Source organism: Rhizobium sp. Root1334, from assembly GCF_001426665.1.
Lineage (GTDB): Bacteria > Pseudomonadota > Alphaproteobacteria > Rhizobiales > Rhizobiaceae > Pararhizobium.
In genome coordinates this window covers 470,943-488,451 of the sequence record NZ_LMEY01000001.1, presented here as the reverse complement: position 1 = coordinate 488,451, position 17,509 = coordinate 470,943, and the positions used below count along the sequence as shown (strand labels likewise).

The following is a 17,509-nucleotide window of genomic DNA, read 5'->3' as shown; positions in this document are numbered from 1 at the left end:
GGTCATCCTCTCATCAGGCGGTAGATGTGGGTCGCGGCCGATTCGGCCAGCCCTTGAAGATCGTAGCCGCCTTCCAGCAAGCTGACGATGCGGTTGTTTGCGGTTTTTCCAGCGACGTCGAGCAGGCGCCCGGTCGCCCAGTCGAAATCCTCGGCGGTGAGATTGATCTGTGCCAAGGGGTCGCGGTGATGGGCGTCGAACCCGGCCGAGATCAGAATGAAATCCGGGCGGAAATCATCCAGCGCCGTCAGGACGCGCGACTTGAACGCCTCGCGAAAATGCTCGCTGCCGGTGTCGGGCGACAGTGGCGCATTGACGATATTGCCGGCACCCGTCTCGGTCTTGGCGCCGCTGCCGGGATAAAGCGGCATCTGGTGCGTCGAGCAGAACAGCACCGATGGATCATCCCAGAAGATGTCCTGCGTGCCGTTGCCGTGATGCACGTCCCAGTCAACGATCGCGATACGCTCGGCCCCATATCTCTGCTGGGCATGGCGGGCGGCGATGGCGATGTTGTTGAAGAAGCAGAAGCCCATCGCCTTGTTCTTCTCGGCATGATGGCCGGGCGGGCGCGAGGCGACGAAGACATTGTCGGCCTTGCCGGAAAACACCGCATCGACTGCCGCGACAGCGCCACCAATCCCGCTCAGTGCGGCCTGCAGGCTGGCGGGACTGGCATAGGTGTCGGCCTCTACGGCGTTGATGCCTTCTTCTGGTATGGCGGACATGACGGTGCGCAGATGCTGCTCCGGATGGGCAAGCAGCACCAGATCCTCATTGCCCTGCGGCGCCTCAAGCCGCGACAGCGGCGAAAACCGCTCATGCTCCAGCGCAAGGTTGAGCGCCTTCAGCCGGTCGGGCCGCTCCGGATGGCCTTCCGGAACCTTGTGTTCCAGAAAGATCGGGTTTTCGAACAGGATCGTGGTCATGGCGGGAACCTATGGCTTCAGGGGGTCGAGGTCCATGCTTTAGGTAGGGCGTTTGCGGTGTTTTCAACAGCGCGGGTCAAGGAGGATCTTGCCGCGCCGGTCTGGGGCGCTCTGGTGGACAAGTGCCTCGTCAAGCCGCGACAACGGATAGGTCGCGGCGATGTGGCTCACCATCGAGCCGTCGCGGATCCCGTCAAAACACTGGGCAAGCGCATTGGAAATTGCCTGTCTTCCAGCCGCGTGAATGAAGGAGCGCAGCCAAAGGAAGGAGAAGCGCACATCCGGCCGCGCCGAAATGGCTGACTGGGCAATCGGTGCGCCGCTGAGCGCGCCATATTGCAGGAAGGCTCCGCCGGGAGAGAGATGATGCCGGAGCAGGTGGCCGCCGGTCTCGCCTCCGACGGCATCGACGAGCGCGTCGAAAACCACATCCTTGCCGGCCAGTTGCTGCCCGGTCACCCAGGTTTGAAGACCCGGCAGGGCTGGCAGACGGGCAGCGGTTGCTTCACTGCGAACGATGGCGATCACCTCGGCACCCTCGGCAGACAGTGTCATTAGCAGCATCCGCCCGATCGCGGAGCCGGCCGCTGTGACGCCGATCCTGCGGCCCGAAAGTCCGTAAGAACCACCAAAATGAGCCTTCAATTCCGCGATCAGCCGCAACGTGGTCATCGGATTGATATAGGCGGTTGTGGCCTGGTCGGCCGAAAGGTCATCCGGAACAGCAAAACACCACTCTGCCGGGCGCTGGACATAGCTCTGCCACAGGCCACTCGCCCCGAGCGGCAGCACGCGGTCGCCGGATTTCAGGCCGCTGACACCGGCGCCGATGCGGCTAACGGTGCCGACGCCCTCGAAGCCGGGAACGAACGGCAGTACGGTGCGATTGCTATAGGCGCCGGTCACGGGGATCAGATCGGAAGGATTGACCGCCGCACGTTCGATGGCGATTTCCACCATGCCCGGTGCAAGGTCCGGGCGCGGCCGTCTGGCAAGCCGGATTACATCCTCCGGCCGACCATAATTTTCCACAACGGCTGCAAGATGAACGGCCACGGCGCTCAGGCGCGTGCGTGCAGCAGCGGATAACCGGCGAGAACCGCGCGGGCGGCCAATGTTGCAATCACGGCCTTGACGATGTCGCCCGGAATGAAGGCAAGCGAACCCGTAGCGACGGCTGACAGCGGCGTACCGGTGACGGCAGTCACCCAGGGCATGCCGATGGCATAGAGCACGCCAATGCCGCCGATGACTGAGGCAATGAAGAAGCCGGCAAACTGCCTGACTTCGCTCTGGCCTTCCTTGACCAGCCGCTCGGCGATCAGGCCGGTAACGAAGGTGGCAACGATCCAGCCAAGCACGAAGCCGCCGGTCGGACCCTGGATGATGGCCAAGCCGCCACGGCCGCCGGAGAGAACCGGCAGCCCGATCGCGACCAGCAGCACCAGAAGCACATAGGCGAGCGCGCCGCGCTTGGCGCCGATGATGCAGCCTGCCAGCATCACGCCCATCGACTGAGCGGTGATCGGCACGGGAATGAAGCCCAGCGTCACCGGCGGAATGAGGCCGAGAACGACGATGATGGCGGTGAATAGGGCAATGAGAACGAGGTCTCTGGTGGTCATGGCAGGTCCTTTGTCTATCGATATATGTGCATGCGTGCGGCCATCGCCGGATCGGGACAGAGACGGAAGAATGCGTTCTCCATCAACGAAGCCTCTCGCGCGGCCGCCGGAAACCGCGGGCGTCGATCGCCATGGCGATCGTGTCGGCGTCCTTCAGCGTCAGGATGATCAACGGCGCCAGAATCGTCAACGGCCGCACCTTCAGCCCGCGCGCCCGGTGCGCCTCGCGTATCGACTGGTAGTGGTTGAAAATATCCGGAACGAAGCGCAGCACCAGCCCGAAGGCAAGCCCGACATCGGCGGCCCGCACCAGGCCGAGCCTGTCGAGCGGCTGCAGCAGCCGGGTGATCTCGTCGATGAATGCACCGGTCGCCGTCGTCGCGGTCACAGCACCTGCAAACAGCACGATCGCCATCAACCGGAAAAAGCTTTCGGCCGCCTCGCGTATCGACGTGAGGTAGGCGGTGGCTATCAACAGGATCAGAATGGTGAAGAGGATGGGTTTTAGCCGCGACACGGCCTCGCGGAAGGCGAGGCCGGTGGTGAAGTAGATGACGGCAGCAATGACGAAAGCCGGGACAAGGACGAAGAACGAGGACACGGCATAAAGCGCAAGCCCGCAGACGAGCAGGATGGCGAGCTTCATCCGCACCGACATCCGGTGCAGCGGCGTCGTGCCTTCGATGTTCAGCCCGTTCAGCAACCGGCCACCTCATGGTAGGCACGGATGCTTTCATTCGCCGGGCCATCGGCGATCAACCTGCCGTCGTGGAACAGAAGAACGCGGTCGAATTTTTCGATCAGCGGCAGGTCATGGCTGATGACGATCGTGTGCTCGTCAAGCCCGGCAATGGTACGTTCCACCAGTCCACGGTTCTTAAGGTCCAACTGGTTGGTTGGCTCGTCGAGAATGAGGATGCCGGGGCCGGTGACGAGCACGCTGGCGATGGCGGCAAGCTGCGTTTCGCCGCCCGAGAGTTCATGCACGCGCCGCTTGGCCAGATGGCTGATGCCGAACCGTTCGAGCACGGCGGCTGTGCGTCGCTCGATCTCGTCCGCCTTCAATCCGCGGTTCTTCAAGCCAAACGCGATATCCTCATGCACGATCGGCATGATGATCTGGTGCTGTGGGTTCTGGAAGATGAAGCCGGCCTCAGCCAGCGCTGCGCTTGCATCGTTGACGGTATCAAGACCGTTCACGGTCACGGTGCCGGTGGCCGGCTTGACCAACCCGTTGATCAGCCGCGCAAATGTGGTCTTGCCCGAGCCGTTCAGCCCGACAATGCCGATACGGCGCTCGGTCAGCGACAGCGTCAGCGGCTGAAGAACCGTGCGTCCGCCAAAACTGACGGACACGCTGGAAAAGCGTATGTCCAATCCGCGTCCCCCGCGTTCGAATGTCGAGGCTCTATAGGACGATTTCTTGGCGGATGGAAAGAGGCTCCGGTTTTGGGCTTGAACAAAGTGTGAACATTTGCCTAGATTGTTGCATGGCGATTCCTGTTTCAAACCGTGATGCCCGGCGCATCTTCCTCAACAAGCAAGGCCTAGCCGCTGCTCCAAACCGGTCGCTCGGCAAGCAGGGCTTACTCGATCTCATCCACGAAATCGGCTTTGTCCAGGTCGACAGCATCTCGACCGTCGAGCGCGCCCATCACCAGATCCTGTTTTCGCGCAACCAGACCTATAGGCGCGAGCACCTGACGGAGCTTTTGGAAAAGGACGGGGCGCTGTTCGAACACTGGACGCATGACGCCTCGATCCTGCCGTCGGAGTTTTTCCGCTACTGGAAGCACCGCTTTGTACGGCGCGAGGCGGTTATGCGCGAGCGCTGGCTGAAATGGCGCGGCGAAGGCTTCGACAGTACTTTCGAAGAAACATTCCAGCGCATCGCCCAGGGCGGCGCAAAGCTGTCGCGGGACTTGAAGGCCGACGACCACAAATCGGGCGGCTGGTGGAACTGGCATCCCAACAAGACGGCGCTCGAATACTACTGGCATACCGGCAAGCTCGCTATCGCCGGCCGCCAGAATTTCCAGAAAATCTACGATCTCACCGAGCGCGTCATTCCCGGCCACCACTATGAGCCGGAGGTCAGTCACGATGCCTTCCTCGACTGGGCCTGCCGCGCAGCGCTCGACCGGCTGGGCTTTGCCACACACGGCGAAATCGCCGCCTTCTTCGATCTGGTCTCGCCAGACGAGGCAAAGGCCTGGGTTATGCAGCATCGCGACGAACTGACCGAAGTGATGATCGAGCCTGCCGATGGCGACAAGCCGCGCCTTTCCTATGCCTTCGCCGGTTTCCCCGAAAACCTCGGCGACCTCGCAGAGGCGCCCGCCCGCATCCGTGTGCTCAGCCCCTTTGACCCGCTGATCCGCAACCGCAATCGCACCGAACGCCTGTTCGGCTTCTATTACCGCATCGAGGTTTTCGTTCCCGAACCGAAACGGGAATACGGCTATTACGTTTTCCCGCTGCTGGAGGGTGACAGACTTGTCGGCCGGATCGACATGAAGGCGGACCGCAAGACAGGGACGCTCGCCGTCAAGCGGCTCTGGTGGGAAAAGGGTGTGCGCTCATCCACCGGCCGCATGGAGCGGCTGGAGGCGGAACTGGCACGGCTGGCGAAATTTGCTGGTGTTGAGAAGGTGGTGTTTTTAGAGGGGTGGGACGGTTAGCCACCGCTCCATTCCGAGCGCGTCAGCTCGTACCAGACCTCGCCATGCTCGCTGCCCACGATAGGGTCCGGCCCGTCGTACATGACTGTGCGTGCATAGCTCAGGCCGATCTTTTCCATGACGCGGCGCGATCCGAGGTTAATTGCCATCGTCGTTGCAGCAATCCTGTCGTACTGACCGCTTTCAAAGCCCCAGTTGACCAGGGCCAGCGCCCCCTCCGAGGCAAGCCCCTGACCCCACTCCATCCGGCGCAGGCGGTATCCGAGTTCGGCCAGCCTCTCACCCTCCGGCCATAGACAGAACCACCCGACGAACGCACCGTTTGCAGTACGGCGCGCCGTCCAGATATAGGGCTCCATCCCTGTCGGCATGAGGAATGTCGCATCCGGACTCGTCGTCTCACGATTGACCGCATACCCGCCGTTCAGAAAGCGCATGACCTCCGGGTCACGCTCAAGATCGATGAAATCGGCGCGGTCACTTGGGGTGCATGGACTGAGCGTCAGCCGCATCGTCTGCAAAACAGTCATTGTCGAATATCCATCCATCACTGAAGCAGGCATGGCCTGATTTGCCGGTCGTCTTACACCGGAAACCTGTGCCGGTTATTCTATCGATAAAACAAGAAAGGCCACCGGTCATGTCCTGACCGGTGGCCTTGAAAATTCAGTGGGCGCAGGCGCTCAGATAATCTCGGTCGCCGCGATCTCGATGCCGAAACCTTCCAGGCCGACATAGTGGCGTTCGCGTGAGGAGAGCAGCCGGATCGAGGTGATGCCGAGATCTTTGAGGATCTGGGCGCCGAGGCCGATTTCCAGCCATTCGCTTTCGCGGGCCTGTGCTTCGCTATGCTCTTCGCGCTCATGCTTGCCGGTGCGCGCCGTTGTCGAGACGCCAACGCCGACCGAACCTTCACGCAGGTAAACGATGACGCCGCGGCCCTGTTCGGACATGCGCTGCATAATCGGATCGAGCTGGCAAGCCTTGCCGAAGACGTCTGCGGCAACGTTTTCGAGGTGCAGGCGCACCGGAATATCGATGCCATCCCGGATATCGCCGAAAACAACAGCGAGATGCTGCATAGGATCCCAGGGCAGGGAATAGGCATGCGCCTTGGCCTTGCCATAGGCGGTATCGACATCGAACGTTGCCTCAAGGTTGATTAGCGTTTCCTTGCGCTGGCGGTAGGCGATGAGATCGGCGACCGAGACCTGCTTCAGGCCGTGTTTTTCGGCAAACTCGGTGACCTGCGGGCCGCGGGTGACCGTGCCGTCGTCGTTGACCAGTTCGCAGATAACGCCGATCGGCGGCAGGCTGGCAAGGCGGCAGAGGTCGACGGCAGCTTCCGTATGGCCGGACCGCATCAACACGCCGCCTTCGCGGGCAACCAGCGGGAAGATGTGGCCGGGACGGGTGAAGTCGGCAGCGCCGACATTCGGGTTGGCAAGGTTGCGCACCGTCAGCGTCCGGTCTTCGGCCGAAATGCCGGTCGTCGTGCCGTGCTTGAAATCGACGGTGACGGTGAAGGCCGTCGTATGGGCCGAATCGTTTTCTGCCACCATGGCGTTGAGGTTGAGGCGCTTGGCCTCTTCCTTTGGCATCGGAGTGCAGACGATGCCAGAGGTGTGGCGCACGATGAAGGCCATCTTTTCCGGCGTGCAATGCACGGCCGCGACGATCAGGTCGCCTTCGTTCTCACGGCCGTCATCATCGGTGACGACAACGATTTCGCCGGCCTCGAAGGCCCGGATGGCATCGGCAACGCGCTTCTGGTCAAAGGGCATGGGGTTCTTCCTTGAATTTACTTCAACCGGCCGGTCTGGCCACGGTCACGCAGGTAATGATCGGCAATGGTGCAGGCAAGCATCGCTTCGCCGATCGGCACGGCGCGGATGCCGACGCAGGGGTCATGGCGGCCCTTGGTGCGGATATCGACATTGTTGCCGTCGCTATCGATCGACTGACGCTCGGTCAGGATCGAAGAGGTCGGCTTGATGGCGAAGCGGGCGATCACCGGCTGGCCGGTCGAGATGCCGCCCAGGATGCCGCCGGCATGGTTCGACAGGAAGATCGGGTTGCCGTCATTGCCCATGCGCATCTCGTCGGCATTTTCCTCGCCGGTGATTTCGGCAGCGCCAAAGCCGTTGCCGATCTCCACGCCCTTGACGGCGTTGATCGACATCAGGTTGGAGGCGATGTCCTGATCGAGCTTGGCATAGATCGGCGCGCCGATGCCGGCCGGTACACCTTCTGCTATCACCTCGACGACGGCGCCGACCGACGAACCCGACTTGCGGATGCTGTCGAGATATTCTTCCCAGACCGGGACGATGGCCGGATCGGGTGCGAAGAACGGATTGTTGCCGACTTCGTTCCAGTCCCAGTTGTCGCGATTGATCTTGTGCTTGCCGATCTGCACCAGCGCGCCGCGCACCAGAAGCCCCGGGACCACCTTGCGGGCAAGGCCGCCGGCTGCCACACGAGCGGCAGTTTCACGCGCCGACGAGCGGCCGCCGCCGCGATAGTCGCGGATGCCGTATTTGACATCATAGGTATAGTCGGCATGGCCCGGCCGGTAGCTCTTGGAAATTTCAGAGTAATCCTTGGAGCGCTGGTCGGTGTTTTCGATCATCATCGAGACCGGCGTGCCAGTGGTGATCATTGTCTCGCCGTCCGCGTCCAGCATCACGCCGGAGAGGATCTTCACCAGATCGTCCTCGCGGCGCTGGGTGACGAAGCGCGACTGGCCGGGCTTGCGCTTGTCGAGCCAGGCCTGCAGCTCGGGCAGGGTGAAACGGATGCCGGGAGGGCAGCCGTCGATGACGCAGCCGAGCGCCGGACCGTGGCTTTCGCCCCAGGTGGTAACGCGGAAAAGATGACCGAAAGTATTGTGCGACATGGATCAGGCAACCGGATATGAGGCCAAGCGCATCCGGGCGAGCCGCTGCGCCATTCAGTAGCGCACTCATAGTGGAAAACGCCGGAAAGGGAAAACCTTTCTGGCGAAATATCATGATTGCGTCGTGAACAGTGTGTCCTGTCGCGAAAGCCAATCAGGACGCCAGTTGCAGGGCATCCTTGTTGGCGAATTCCACGAACTTGTCGAAGCTCAAGGGCTTGGCGAAAGCATAACCCTGCAGGAGATCACAACCGAGCAGGCCGAGCATTTCCGCATGTTCCATGGTTTCGACGCCCTCGGCGACCGTTTCGATGCCGAGTGAGCGGCCGATCTCGATGATCGAACGGATCAATGCCTGTTCGTTGCGGGAGTTGAGAATGGGCGCAACCAGCTGCCTGTCGATCTTCAGCCGCTTCGGCTTGATCTTCAGCAGGCTGACGATCGAGGTATGGCCGGTGCCGAAATCGTCGATTTCGATATCGATGCCGAGCTTCTTGATGCCCTCGATATTGGCGGTAACGATATCGTCGCTCTCGTCGAGGAAGATCGATTCCACCAGTTCGAACGACAGCTGACCCGGTTTGAACGACAGGCCTTGCAGCGAGTTCAACAGCAGGTCGTCGCTAAGCCGCTTGGCCGAGACGTTGACGGAGATCTTCGGAACGTCGATACCCAGCGCTGCCCAGCGCATCGCGTCGATCAGCGACCGGTCGAGCACGATACGGTCGATCGTTGCCACCACATTCAGCTCCTCGGCGATATGCAGGAACTTGTCTGGCGTCAGAACGCCCTCGCGCGGATGGTTCCAGCGTACCAGTGCCTCGACGCCGGAAAGGCGCAGCGTACCGGCGTCGAACTGCGGCTGATACCAGGCAACGAACTGGTTCTGCTCAATGCCTTCAAGAATCTCATCGGCAATCCGCTTGGTCGTGATGATTTCGGCCTGCAGCGCTTCGGTGAAGAATTCATGCCGGTTGCGGCCGCTTTCCTTGGCCCGGTAGAGTGCGATATCGGCGTTGACCAGCAGCTGGCGTTCGTCGATCGCCATGTTACCGGCACAGGCAATGCCGATGCTGACACCGAAGCGGCAGGGAAAGCCGTTGTAATCGACGGGCTGGCGCATCTGGGCAATGATGCGCTCGGACAAACTGGACAGGAAAATCTTGCTCGGCGGATTGGCGGCCAGCACGACGAACTCGTCGCCACCGATGCGCGCCACGATGTCGCCGGCACGCACGTTTGCGCGCAGGATCTTCGAGGCATGCACCAGCATCGCGTCACCCGCCGCATGGCCGAGCGTATCGTTGATCTGCTTGAAGCGATCGAGGTCGATATGGAGGATCGCGATGTTCTGCAGACCATCCTTGCGGGCGGCCGACAGCGCTTCAAGTTCCTTGTCGAGCATGCGGCGATTGCCAAGGCCCGTCAGCGGATCGTGCAGGGCATTGTGTTCGATACGGTCCTTGGCATCGGCCAGTTCGCCGTTCTTGGCTTCGGCCATTGCCTTTGCGGTGCGCAGTTCATCGGTCAAAAGCACGTCATCGCTGATATCGAAGGCAATGCCGATCAGCTTCCGGTTACCGCCGGGCGCCTCGTGGATCTTGCCGACGGAGCGGATATGCCGGATTGTTCCGTCTGTCAGCACCACCCTGGAGGCCTGCACATAAGGGAGGCCGGTCGAAATGGTGTGGCCCACGCTTGAAAGTGTCTCTTCGCGGTCATCGGGATGGATCGTGTTGATCCAGGTTTCATGTGACGTTATGCCGTCGACATAGGTCAGCCCGTAAAGCTGATGCATGCGCTCGTCCCAGTAGGTGACGCCCGCGTCGAGATCGGCTTCCCACATGCCACACTGATAGGAATCGAGCGCCAGATCGAGGCGTCTGGTGATCGCCTCCAGCTGTTGTTCGCGTTCCGACAGACCGGTAAGGGCATCTTCCAGTTCGGCGTTCTTTTGGTCGGCAACGGCTTTTGCCGTTCGCAGCTGCTCCGTCATCATGACGTCGTCGGTGACATCCCAGCTGATGCCGGTGATCTTGGCTTTGCCATCGGCACCCACATGCGTGGAGCCGGCATTGCGGACGTGATGGATTCTGCCGTCGGCCATGACGACGCGATACTGCGACCGATATTCCAGATCTTCATCCAACGCCCTGAACAGGGTCAGGGATGCCGCCCTGATATCGTCCTGATGCACCGAGCCGCGCCATTCCGCGTAGCTTGGATCCCCGCCGCCCGGTGGCAGGCCATGCAGATGGTACATGCGCTCATCCCAGGAGCGTGTCTGCGTGTCGAGGTCAATTTCCCAGATGCCGATCTTGGAGGATTCAAGCGCCAGATTGAGCCGATGTGACACGGTCAGCAGTTCCCGCTCGCGTGCGCGAAGCTTGGCGATGTTGCGCTGGCGCTCGTTGACGAAACCGCCGGTCAGAAAGATCGGGATGATGATGATCGCGGCAGCGATGAAGATCGCGGTTTCCAGCCATGTGCTGTTGGCGGGCTCCTGCGCCCAGCCGTCGGCTGGGATCGCCGCCAGTTCCCATGTTCCGCCGGGCAGCTGCAATTGGCGGATGACAGGCGATTTTTCGAAGAGATCGGTATCGCCGAAGAATGCATCCTGGATGCTGTTTTTCACCGAGACATCGCGGATTGCCAGCTGGATATTGGTATGCCGGTGGCCGCCATCAGCTTCGTCACTATGCTTGCCTGCGTCGATGAGGCCCGCATTGGTGTAGATATCCCGTTCGTCGATGACGGCTTCCATGAAGCCCCAAAAGACCAGGCTGTTGTCAGTCCTGGTGAAGACCGGCGAAAACAGATTGAAGCCGGTCCGGCCGCTCGGAAGCCTGACTGGGCCGGCCAGAATGGGCTTGGCCCTCGATTCGGCCCGGTCGATGGCGACCCGGGAGGAACGGAATTTCTTGAAGTCGGTGCCGATCATCCGCTCGTTTCCTTTGAGGGGAAATGTCATTCGGATGACGGCATCGGGTGCAGCGCTGACGCGCACCATCTGCGGATTCTGGATCAGCAGCTTGGTCGCCAACTGGTCGAAAAGCGGCTGGGCCATGTTCGGATCGACGGCGAAACTGTTGGCAAAACCGCGTAGCGCCGTGATGTTGTTGTTGATCTCGCTCTGCAGGCGCAGGGAAACAAGATTGAGCTCGTTCTGGACGTTGCTATTCAGCTCGTTGCGGAAGTTTTCGCGGTTCTGCTGCTCGAAGAAGTAGCCGCCGGTGAAAACGACGGCAACGGCGATGAAGGCGGGAAAAAGCGACGGTTTCGCCAGCCTGGCAAGCGCCCAGGCGCGATGACGGATTGTAGCGCTTTTAGTCAACGGCCATGCACCCCATATTCCCCGGCCTCACGGTAGAGAGGGAGTCTTAAGATTGGCTTTAGAGGCTGTTCCTGCTATGAAATCGGCTCTTCGGCGGGAGGGACGCTGTCGATCAGGATTTGGTTAACCATGAGCTTTCTAAAGAGCGGTCCAAATTCGGTAAAATTTTAAATGACACGGCAGCGGGCGATTTTTGCCACAATCGGAGATCAAACAGTGGGCACAACAAAATTGAATGAATCACTGAAGAGGGCAAGACAGATGCGTTTCATCGTTGCTACGTTGATGGCCGCAGCCGGTTTCTTTTCGCCGCTTGCCGCGTTCGCCGAGAGTGCCGATGTCGAGGCCGTGATCACCGGCGTCGATACCGACAAGCTGAGCCTGTCGCTGGACGACGGCAAGAACTACCAGGCACCGGAAGAATTCAACTTTGATGGCCTGAAGCAGGGCGTCAAGGTTCTGGTTTTCTACACCGAAGTCGATGGCAAGCGCGTCATCAATGATCTGGAAATCGTGCAGTAAGACTGCAGTCGCGGCACTGGCTCAGTGCCGCATCATTCGGGTGGCGGGCTGATTGAACAATCCGCCGCTTTTCCCACCTTCGGCCAAAGGCAGCCTAGAGCCAGCCGATTGTGCCGTTCTCAATTTTCAAGATTCGATCCTGTGGAATGGCGCCGAGTGCTGCTTCCTCCGCATCCATGGCGCCGCATAGCTTGAACAGCGTGCGGATGACGCCGCCATGGCTGACACAGACGGTCGGCCCGGACACGCTGGAAAGCCAGGCGCCGATGCGCCAGGACAGGATTTCATAACTTTCAGCATCCGCCCCCGGCGGGATGAAATCCCACTTCGCCAATTCACGTTCCGCCACCCGTTCGGGCATCTCCCGCTCGAGTTCGGCCATCGTGTAACCCTCCCAATCACCGAAGGAGACTTCCTTCAGCCGGTCGTCCATGCGGTAGCCGTTGCGGGCAAGCCCCATGGCTTCGCGAATGAGTTCCATGGTCTCGCGGGTGCGGTGAAGCGGGCTGGCGACGAAGTCGAATTTTTCAACATCCTGCCCGAGAATGGCAAGAAGTGACCGGCCATTGCCGCTCGCCTGGCGGCGGCCGGTATCGTTGAGCGGAATGTCCTTCTGGCCCTGCATGCGGATTTGCGCATTCCAGTCGGTCTGTCCGTGGCGGATCATGTAAATGGTCACGGAGAAACTCCGGGGCAGGGGGCTTGGCCCCAAGGCAGGAGCCGGGGCGCCCGCTACACGAGAGCCCCGGAATTCTTTCGGAGGCGTATCAGTCCTTGACGACGGCGATATCCGGCGCATCGACGGCCTTCATGCCGATGACATGGTAGCCGCTGTCGGCGTGATGAACTTCACCGGTGACCGAACGCGACAGGTCCGACAGCATGTAGAGGCCGACATCACCGACTTCCTCGATGGTGACGGTGCGGCGCAGTGGCGCGTTGTATTCGTTCCACTTCAGGATATAGCGGAAATCGCCGATGCCGGACGCAGCAAGCGTCTTGATCGGGCCAGCCGAAATCGCGTTGACGCGGATGTTCTTCGGGCCGAGATCGACGGCAAGATACTTGACGCTGGCTTCCAAGGCCGCCTTGGCAACACCCATGACGTTATAGTTCGGCATGACCTTTTCGGCGCCGTAATAGGTCATGGTCAGCATCGAGCCGCCATCGGTCATCAGCTTTTCCGCACGCCGCGCGACGGCGGTGAAGGAATAGACCGAGATGTTCATCGTCAGGGCGAAGTTTGCGGCCGACGTATCGACATAACGGCCGGTCAACTCGTCCTTGTCGGAAAAGCCGATGGCGTGCACGATGAAGTCGATCTTGCCCCAGATTTTTTCCAGGTTGTCGAAAACGGCGTCGATCGTGGATTCGTCACTGACATCACAATGGCCGGCCATGACGGCACCGAGTTCTTCGGCCAGCGGTTCGACCCGCTTCTTCAAGGCGTCGCCCTGATAGGTGAATGCCAGTTCGCCGCCCTGTGCGCGAATTGCCTTGGCAATGCCCCATGCGATCGACCGGTTGTTTGCGACACCCATGATAAGGCCGCGTTTGCCCTTCATCAGACCGGATGTTTGCGACATGATGTTATGCCCCCAATAAAGCCTATGCTTTCGTCAGTCAGGCATTGGCCGACTGGAAATTCGCATATGTTGAACCTGCCGGAGCCTTCGCGCCCCTTGCGGTCGCGTCGGCTCTGAATTTTTCGAGCATTGGCTATGACATAGCCGTCCCGGTGGTTCAAGCGCGGGGGAGATCAGGAAGTGTTAGTCCCCGTAATATTGGGTCAGTGGCCATATTGCTGGCAGCGATCCACGGCGTTTGTCGCAAAATCTTTACAGAAACAGGCCATTGCGCAGGCTGCGCATCAGGTCGGTGATCTTTTCATCCGGCTTTTCCCACAGCATCAGCCGCAGTTCCACCAGTAGATCGCCGCGTTTGCCCTCCGCTGTCGGCAGGCCGTGACCCTCAAGCCGGATCACATGGTCGGAGCCGGACCATGCCGGGATGGTTACCCTGATGGCCCCGGTAAGGGTCTCGACCGTCATCTCGCATCCGAGGATGGCATCCTGGATATTGACTGGCAAAGTGGTCCGCAGGTCGGTCCCGTCGCTGCGGAAGCGGCCGTCCTCCAGCACGCGCACGGTAACAACGACATCGCCGCGCTGCATGCCGTTCAAGCGGTAACCCATTTCCTTGAGACGGACGACGCTGCCGTCGGTCGTGCCGGCGGGCAGAGTGACCTTCAATGTCTGTCCGTCGGGCAGCGTTGCCGTTGCCTTTTCACGGCGGAAGATCTCCTCGATCGAGACCGTGACGTCGCAGAAGATATCGGGCACCTTTTCCAGTGCGGGTTTGCTGGCCGCGCCGCGGATGCGCCGGACGATCGCCGAAACAAGGTCTGCTGCCGGTGCTGCGGCGCGTGGGAAGCCGCCGAACATGGGCGTCCTGTCGCCCTCGACTTTCTGTTCCGGCTTGGCTTCGGATTCCGGCACAGCTTCTGCCTTGGGCTCCGGTCGGGCTTCCGGCGCCGGTTCGGCCTTTGCCTGCGGCGCAGCCGTTGCCGGCTTCTTCTCTGGCGGCTTTGCGTTCTGCGCCCGTGCCCTGTCCTTGGTCTCGAAAATGCGCGAAATCATCTCTTCGGCGGTTTCCGGGTCGATGGTTTCCTCTTCCGGTCCCCGCGCCTTGCGCTTCATTTCTTCCATGCGGCGCAGTTCAGCCTCACGGCGGGCGTGGTCGTAGCGGTTGCGCAGCTTCGGGTCCTTCAGCACCTCGTAGGCGCGTCCAGCCTCGGCAAAGCGCTGGGTGGCGAGCGGATCATCCTTGTTCTGGTCGGGATGCACGGCTTTTGCCACGGACCGCCAGGCGGCCTTGATCTCGTCCGGTCCGGCATTGCGTCTGACGCCGAGCACTGAATAGGGATCACGCATGCCTGTCACCGCCCTTGAAGACTGAGGTGCCGCATTTCGCGGTTCGTTTCAGCCTGTTGAAACAATCGGGGAGCCGCGTCCCGGCGGTCTTCTCCCTATGCCGGTGATGATGAGAAGCTGCTGCTTAAATTACGGTTAGCTGTGGGCGTGCGCCGGTTGTGTTCGTGGCTTCGCGCCGCGTCTTTGTTGTGGCGTGGTTAATACGCGGTAGCGAAGCGTGCCAATCCCGATATCAGCTGCGGGGGCCAAAGCTGGTGAGATACCATTGGCCATTGCCGAGCAGGCAGGTATTGCCGTCAAACTTGGCGATGCCCTGATAGGAATGGCGGGTGGTGGTGAACCGGCGGCAGGTGGTGCCGTTCACCTGTTCCTCGGAGATGCTGCTGATCACACCGGTGCTGCCCGAACTGGAGTTCGCCCAGGGAATGGGGTTTCCGGCAATCCGTGTCACATCGGCTGACGACACCGCATTTTTGACGGTGAGTGCGTCGGAATTGTCTTCGTCACTCCGGACGGAGGGCACGGAATTTGTCGAGACGGTTCGGTCGACCTCGGGTGTTCCGGAAAAATCGAGACCGCCAAGGCATCCCGAAAGAATGGTCGCGGCCAGGCACACTGCGGCAATGCCGCTCAACCGGGATAAACCCTTTGTGTCCTTGATCCACTTTGCTATGTCTTGCAACGGCATACCTGTCAGACTGGAAAGAGCGGCTTCAAGGTCCTAAGACGCAACGTGCAAGCTCTGACATTTTTCGTTCGGCGGGCGGAAACTGCGTTCGCGCCACACATTACGGCATTGGATGGCAATATGAGTGAGACTGGGTTAACAACTGGTGACTTCACGCAAGAGAATGAGCCCTTTTCCCTTTTTGGCACGTGGCTGAAAGAGGCGCAGGCCGCAGAAATCAACGATCCCAATGCCTTGGCACTGGCGACGGTAGATGCAGATGGCCTGCCGGATGTGCGTATGGTGCTGCTGAAGGATTTCGACGAGCGCGGCTTCGTCTTCTACACCAATTTCGAAAGCCACAAGGGCCAGGAAATTCTTGGCAGCATGAAGGCTGCGATGTGCTTTCACTGGAAAACGCTGCGCCGCCAAGTGCGCGTGCGCGGCCCGGTGGAGATCGTCAGCAATGAAGAGGCCGACGAATATTACAAGACCCGTGCGCGCGGCAGCCGGATCGGCGCCTGGGCGTCAAAACAGTCGCGGCCGCTGGAAAGCCGGTTTGCGCTGGAAAAGGCCGTTGCCGAATATACGCTGAAATATGCCATCGGCGAGATTCCGCGCCCCGATCACTGGTCGGGTTTCCGCATCAAGCCGACGTCGATCGAGTTCTGGAAGGATGGCGCTTTTCGCCTGCACGACCGGATCGAGTTCCGCCGCGATGCGCCGGAAGGCGATTGGTCGAAGGTGCGCATGTATCCCTGATCGAAGGTGCTCAGCGCGCGCCCATCAACCTGAAGGCAATGCCCGAGGCAAGCGCGCTGACATATCCAGCCTTTTGAAAATGACCGTTCAGCGAAATGCGAGGCAGAGCGGCGGTGTTGACCGCATTGGACAGCGTTCCTGGCTGCGTCGTCACGGCGGTGCTGAAGCCAAGACCGGCGGCCAAACGGTGATCGCGGGCCGAGACGGCGGTGGCAAAGCCATAGGGATAGGCAAGCGATGTCGGCCGGCGTCCGGTGATTTGTTCCACCCTGCGGGCCGAAAGGTCCATTTCAGCGCTTGCCGTTTCGTCGCTGAGGCGTGTGACCGAACGATGGCTGATCGTGTGCGCGCCAAGGCTGGCGAGCGGGTTTTCGATCAGTGTTTTGAGGCCTGCCTCGTCCAGCGTCAAAGCAGTGGTGATCCCTATGGCATCGATGCCGGATGCCTGCGCTATCCGGTTCAGCCGGTCGATCGCCGTGGCTTCGTCGATAGAATGCAGGAAGGCGGCAAACCGGTCGAAGGTGCTCTGCTTCTGCGGCAGGCTGCCAAGCGGCAGGGTTTCGTCACCTGCACCGAAATCGAAGGTCAGGCTTGACTGCTGTTCCAGAAGATCGGCAAGCGTTTCCCACCAGAGCGTATGGGTGCGATCGATGAAGCCGCCGGCAACAAATACCGTGAAGGGTACACTGTGTCTGGAAAACACCGGCGCGGCATGGTCGAGATTGTTGCGATAGCCGTCATCCAGCGTGAAAACGGCAGCCGGTTGGGGATCCTTCGAGGCAAGATGGGCAGCCAGCGCATCGAGGGCAATAAACCGGTAGCCATCGCGTTTCAATGTCGAGATCGCTGTATCCAGAAATTCCGGGGTGATCTCCAGATGGGCGTTGGGATCAAAGGTGCGAGGCCGTTTCGGGCGAACATGATGCAGCGTGAAGATCGCGCCGCGACCGCGCGCCTGCCGCATCAGCCCGCCAGCATGCAGCAACCCGGCAACGGTCAAGCCACCCGTAATGGCCGTGCGTTTGACGGCTTGTCGCAGCATGTTTTTCAAGTGCATCCCCTAGCGCAAAATCGACCGCGACATTAGCCATCCTGGCGTTAACACCGGCTGAATGGCAGATTGGGCAACGAAAAGGCGGATCGCTTTCGCGGCCCGC

The 17,509-nt window shown here is 60.6% G+C and carries 17 protein-coding genes; 3 read left to right on the top strand and 14 right to left on the bottom strand.

The window, feature by feature from the left end; all coding sequences use genetic code 11:
* Nucleotides 1-2 precede the first annotated feature (2 nt).
* From ASD36_RS02420 to ASD36_RS02400, 5 genes are all read right to left on the bottom strand, one after another.
* Complete coding sequence (locus tag ASD36_RS02420; RefSeq protein WP_060504840.1) at nt 3-929, bottom strand: histone deacetylase family protein; 927 nt, start codon at nt 927-929, stop codon at nt 3-5.
* A 63-nt stretch (nt 930-992) separates the two neighbouring features.
* Complete coding sequence (locus ASD36_RS02415) at nt 993-1,961, bottom strand: zinc-dependent alcohol dehydrogenase family protein (RefSeq protein WP_244482197.1); 969 nt, start codon at nt 1,959-1,961, stop codon at nt 993-995.
* 29 nt (nt 1,962-1,990) lie between these two features.
* Nucleotides 1,991-2,554: a biotin transporter BioY gene (locus tag ASD36_RS02410; RefSeq protein WP_060504842.1), complete on the bottom strand. Its 564-nt coding sequence runs from the start codon at nt 2,552-2,554 to the stop codon at nt 1,991-1,993.
* A gap of 82 nt (nt 2,555-2,636) precedes the next feature.
* Nucleotides 2,637-3,257 (bottom strand): energy-coupling factor transporter transmembrane protein EcfT, encoded by a 621-nt coding sequence (locus ASD36_RS02405; RefSeq protein WP_082562688.1) that lies wholly within the window; start codon nt 3,255-3,257, stop codon nt 2,637-2,639.
* Nucleotides 3,251-3,931, bottom strand: coding sequence for an ABC transporter ATP-binding protein (locus tag ASD36_RS02400; protein WP_060504843.1), 681 nt, complete (start codon nt 3,929-3,931; stop codon nt 3,251-3,253). Before ASD36_RS02400 ends, ASD36_RS02405 begins: the two co-directional genes overlap by 7 nt.
* Nucleotides 3,932-4,044: 113 nt before the next feature.
* Between ASD36_RS02400 and ASD36_RS02395 the strand changes: the two genes are divergently transcribed.
* The gene (locus ASD36_RS02395; protein ID WP_060504844.1) at nt 4,045-5,235 is read left to right on the top strand and encodes a winged helix-turn-helix domain-containing protein; all 1,191 of its coding nucleotides are present in this window, start codon (nt 4,045-4,047) and stop codon (nt 5,233-5,235) included.
* On the opposite strand, the gene ASD36_RS02390 is transcribed toward ASD36_RS02395, so the two are convergent.
* From ASD36_RS02390 to ASD36_RS02375, 4 genes are all read right to left on the bottom strand, one after another.
* Entirely contained in the window at nt 5,232-5,765 is a 534-nt protein-coding gene (locus ASD36_RS02390; RefSeq protein WP_060504892.1) for a GNAT family N-acetyltransferase, read from the bottom strand. The genes ASD36_RS02395 and ASD36_RS02390 overlap by 4 nt on opposite strands.
* 153 nt (nt 5,766-5,918) lie before the next feature.
* Nucleotides 5,919-7,019, bottom strand: a complete 1,101-nt coding sequence (ribB, locus tag ASD36_RS02385) for a 3,4-dihydroxy-2-butanone-4-phosphate synthase (RefSeq protein ID WP_060504845.1) — start codon at nt 7,017-7,019, stop codon at nt 5,919-5,921.
* 17 nt (nt 7,020-7,036) lie between these two features.
* Complete coding sequence (gene aroC, locus ASD36_RS02380) at nt 7,037-8,134, bottom strand: chorismate synthase (protein ID WP_060504846.1); 1,098 nt, start codon at nt 8,132-8,134, stop codon at nt 7,037-7,039.
* A 154-nt stretch (nt 8,135-8,288) separates the two neighbouring features.
* Entirely contained in the window at nt 8,289-11,468 is a 3,180-nt protein-coding gene (locus ASD36_RS02375; RefSeq protein ID WP_112834555.1) for an EAL domain-containing protein, read from the bottom strand.
* A 261-nt stretch (nt 11,469-11,729) separates the two neighbouring features.
* Between ASD36_RS02375 and ASD36_RS02370 the strand changes: the two genes are divergently transcribed.
* Nucleotides 11,730-11,990, top strand: coding sequence for a DUF1344 domain-containing protein (locus ASD36_RS02370; protein WP_037106378.1), 261 nt, complete (start codon nt 11,730-11,732; stop codon nt 11,988-11,990).
* Between the two features lie 94 nt (nt 11,991-12,084).
* Here ASD36_RS02370 and ASD36_RS02365 read toward each other — a convergent pair whose 3' ends face one another.
* From ASD36_RS02365 to ASD36_RS02350, 4 genes are all read right to left on the bottom strand, one after another.
* A complete protein-coding gene (locus tag ASD36_RS02365; RefSeq protein ID WP_060504847.1) occupies nt 12,085-12,669 on the bottom strand; it encodes a histidine phosphatase family protein in 585 nt (194 codons plus the stop codon).
* 88 nt (nt 12,670-12,757) lie between these two features.
* Nucleotides 12,758-13,576, bottom strand: a complete 819-nt coding sequence (gene fabI / locus ASD36_RS02360) for an enoyl-ACP reductase FabI (RefSeq protein WP_060504848.1) — start codon at nt 13,574-13,576, stop codon at nt 12,758-12,760.
* 252 nt (nt 13,577-13,828) lie between these two features.
* Entirely contained in the window at nt 13,829-14,923 is a 1,095-nt protein-coding gene (locus ASD36_RS02355) for a DnaJ C-terminal domain-containing protein (RefSeq protein ID WP_060504849.1), read from the bottom strand.
* Between the two features lie 232 nt (nt 14,924-15,155).
* Nucleotides 15,156-15,605, bottom strand: coding sequence for an RT0821/Lpp0805 family surface protein (locus ASD36_RS02350; protein WP_060504894.1), 450 nt, complete (start codon nt 15,603-15,605; stop codon nt 15,156-15,158).
* A 126-nt stretch (nt 15,606-15,731) separates the two neighbouring features.
* Between ASD36_RS02350 and pdxH the strand changes: the two genes are divergently transcribed.
* Nucleotides 15,732-16,352, top strand: a complete 621-nt coding sequence (gene pdxH / locus ASD36_RS02345; RefSeq protein ID WP_060504895.1) for a pyridoxamine 5'-phosphate oxidase — start codon at nt 15,732-15,734, stop codon at nt 16,350-16,352.
* Nucleotides 16,353-16,362: 10 nt separating this feature from the next.
* Here the strand turns inward: pdxH and ASD36_RS02340 are convergent, their stop codons facing one another.
* On the bottom strand, nt 16,363-17,394 hold the full coding sequence (locus ASD36_RS02340; RefSeq protein WP_112834553.1) for a polysaccharide deacetylase family protein: 1,032 nt from the start codon (nt 17,392-17,394) through the stop codon (nt 16,363-16,365).
* Between the last annotated feature and the right edge of the window lie 115 nt (nt 17,395-17,509).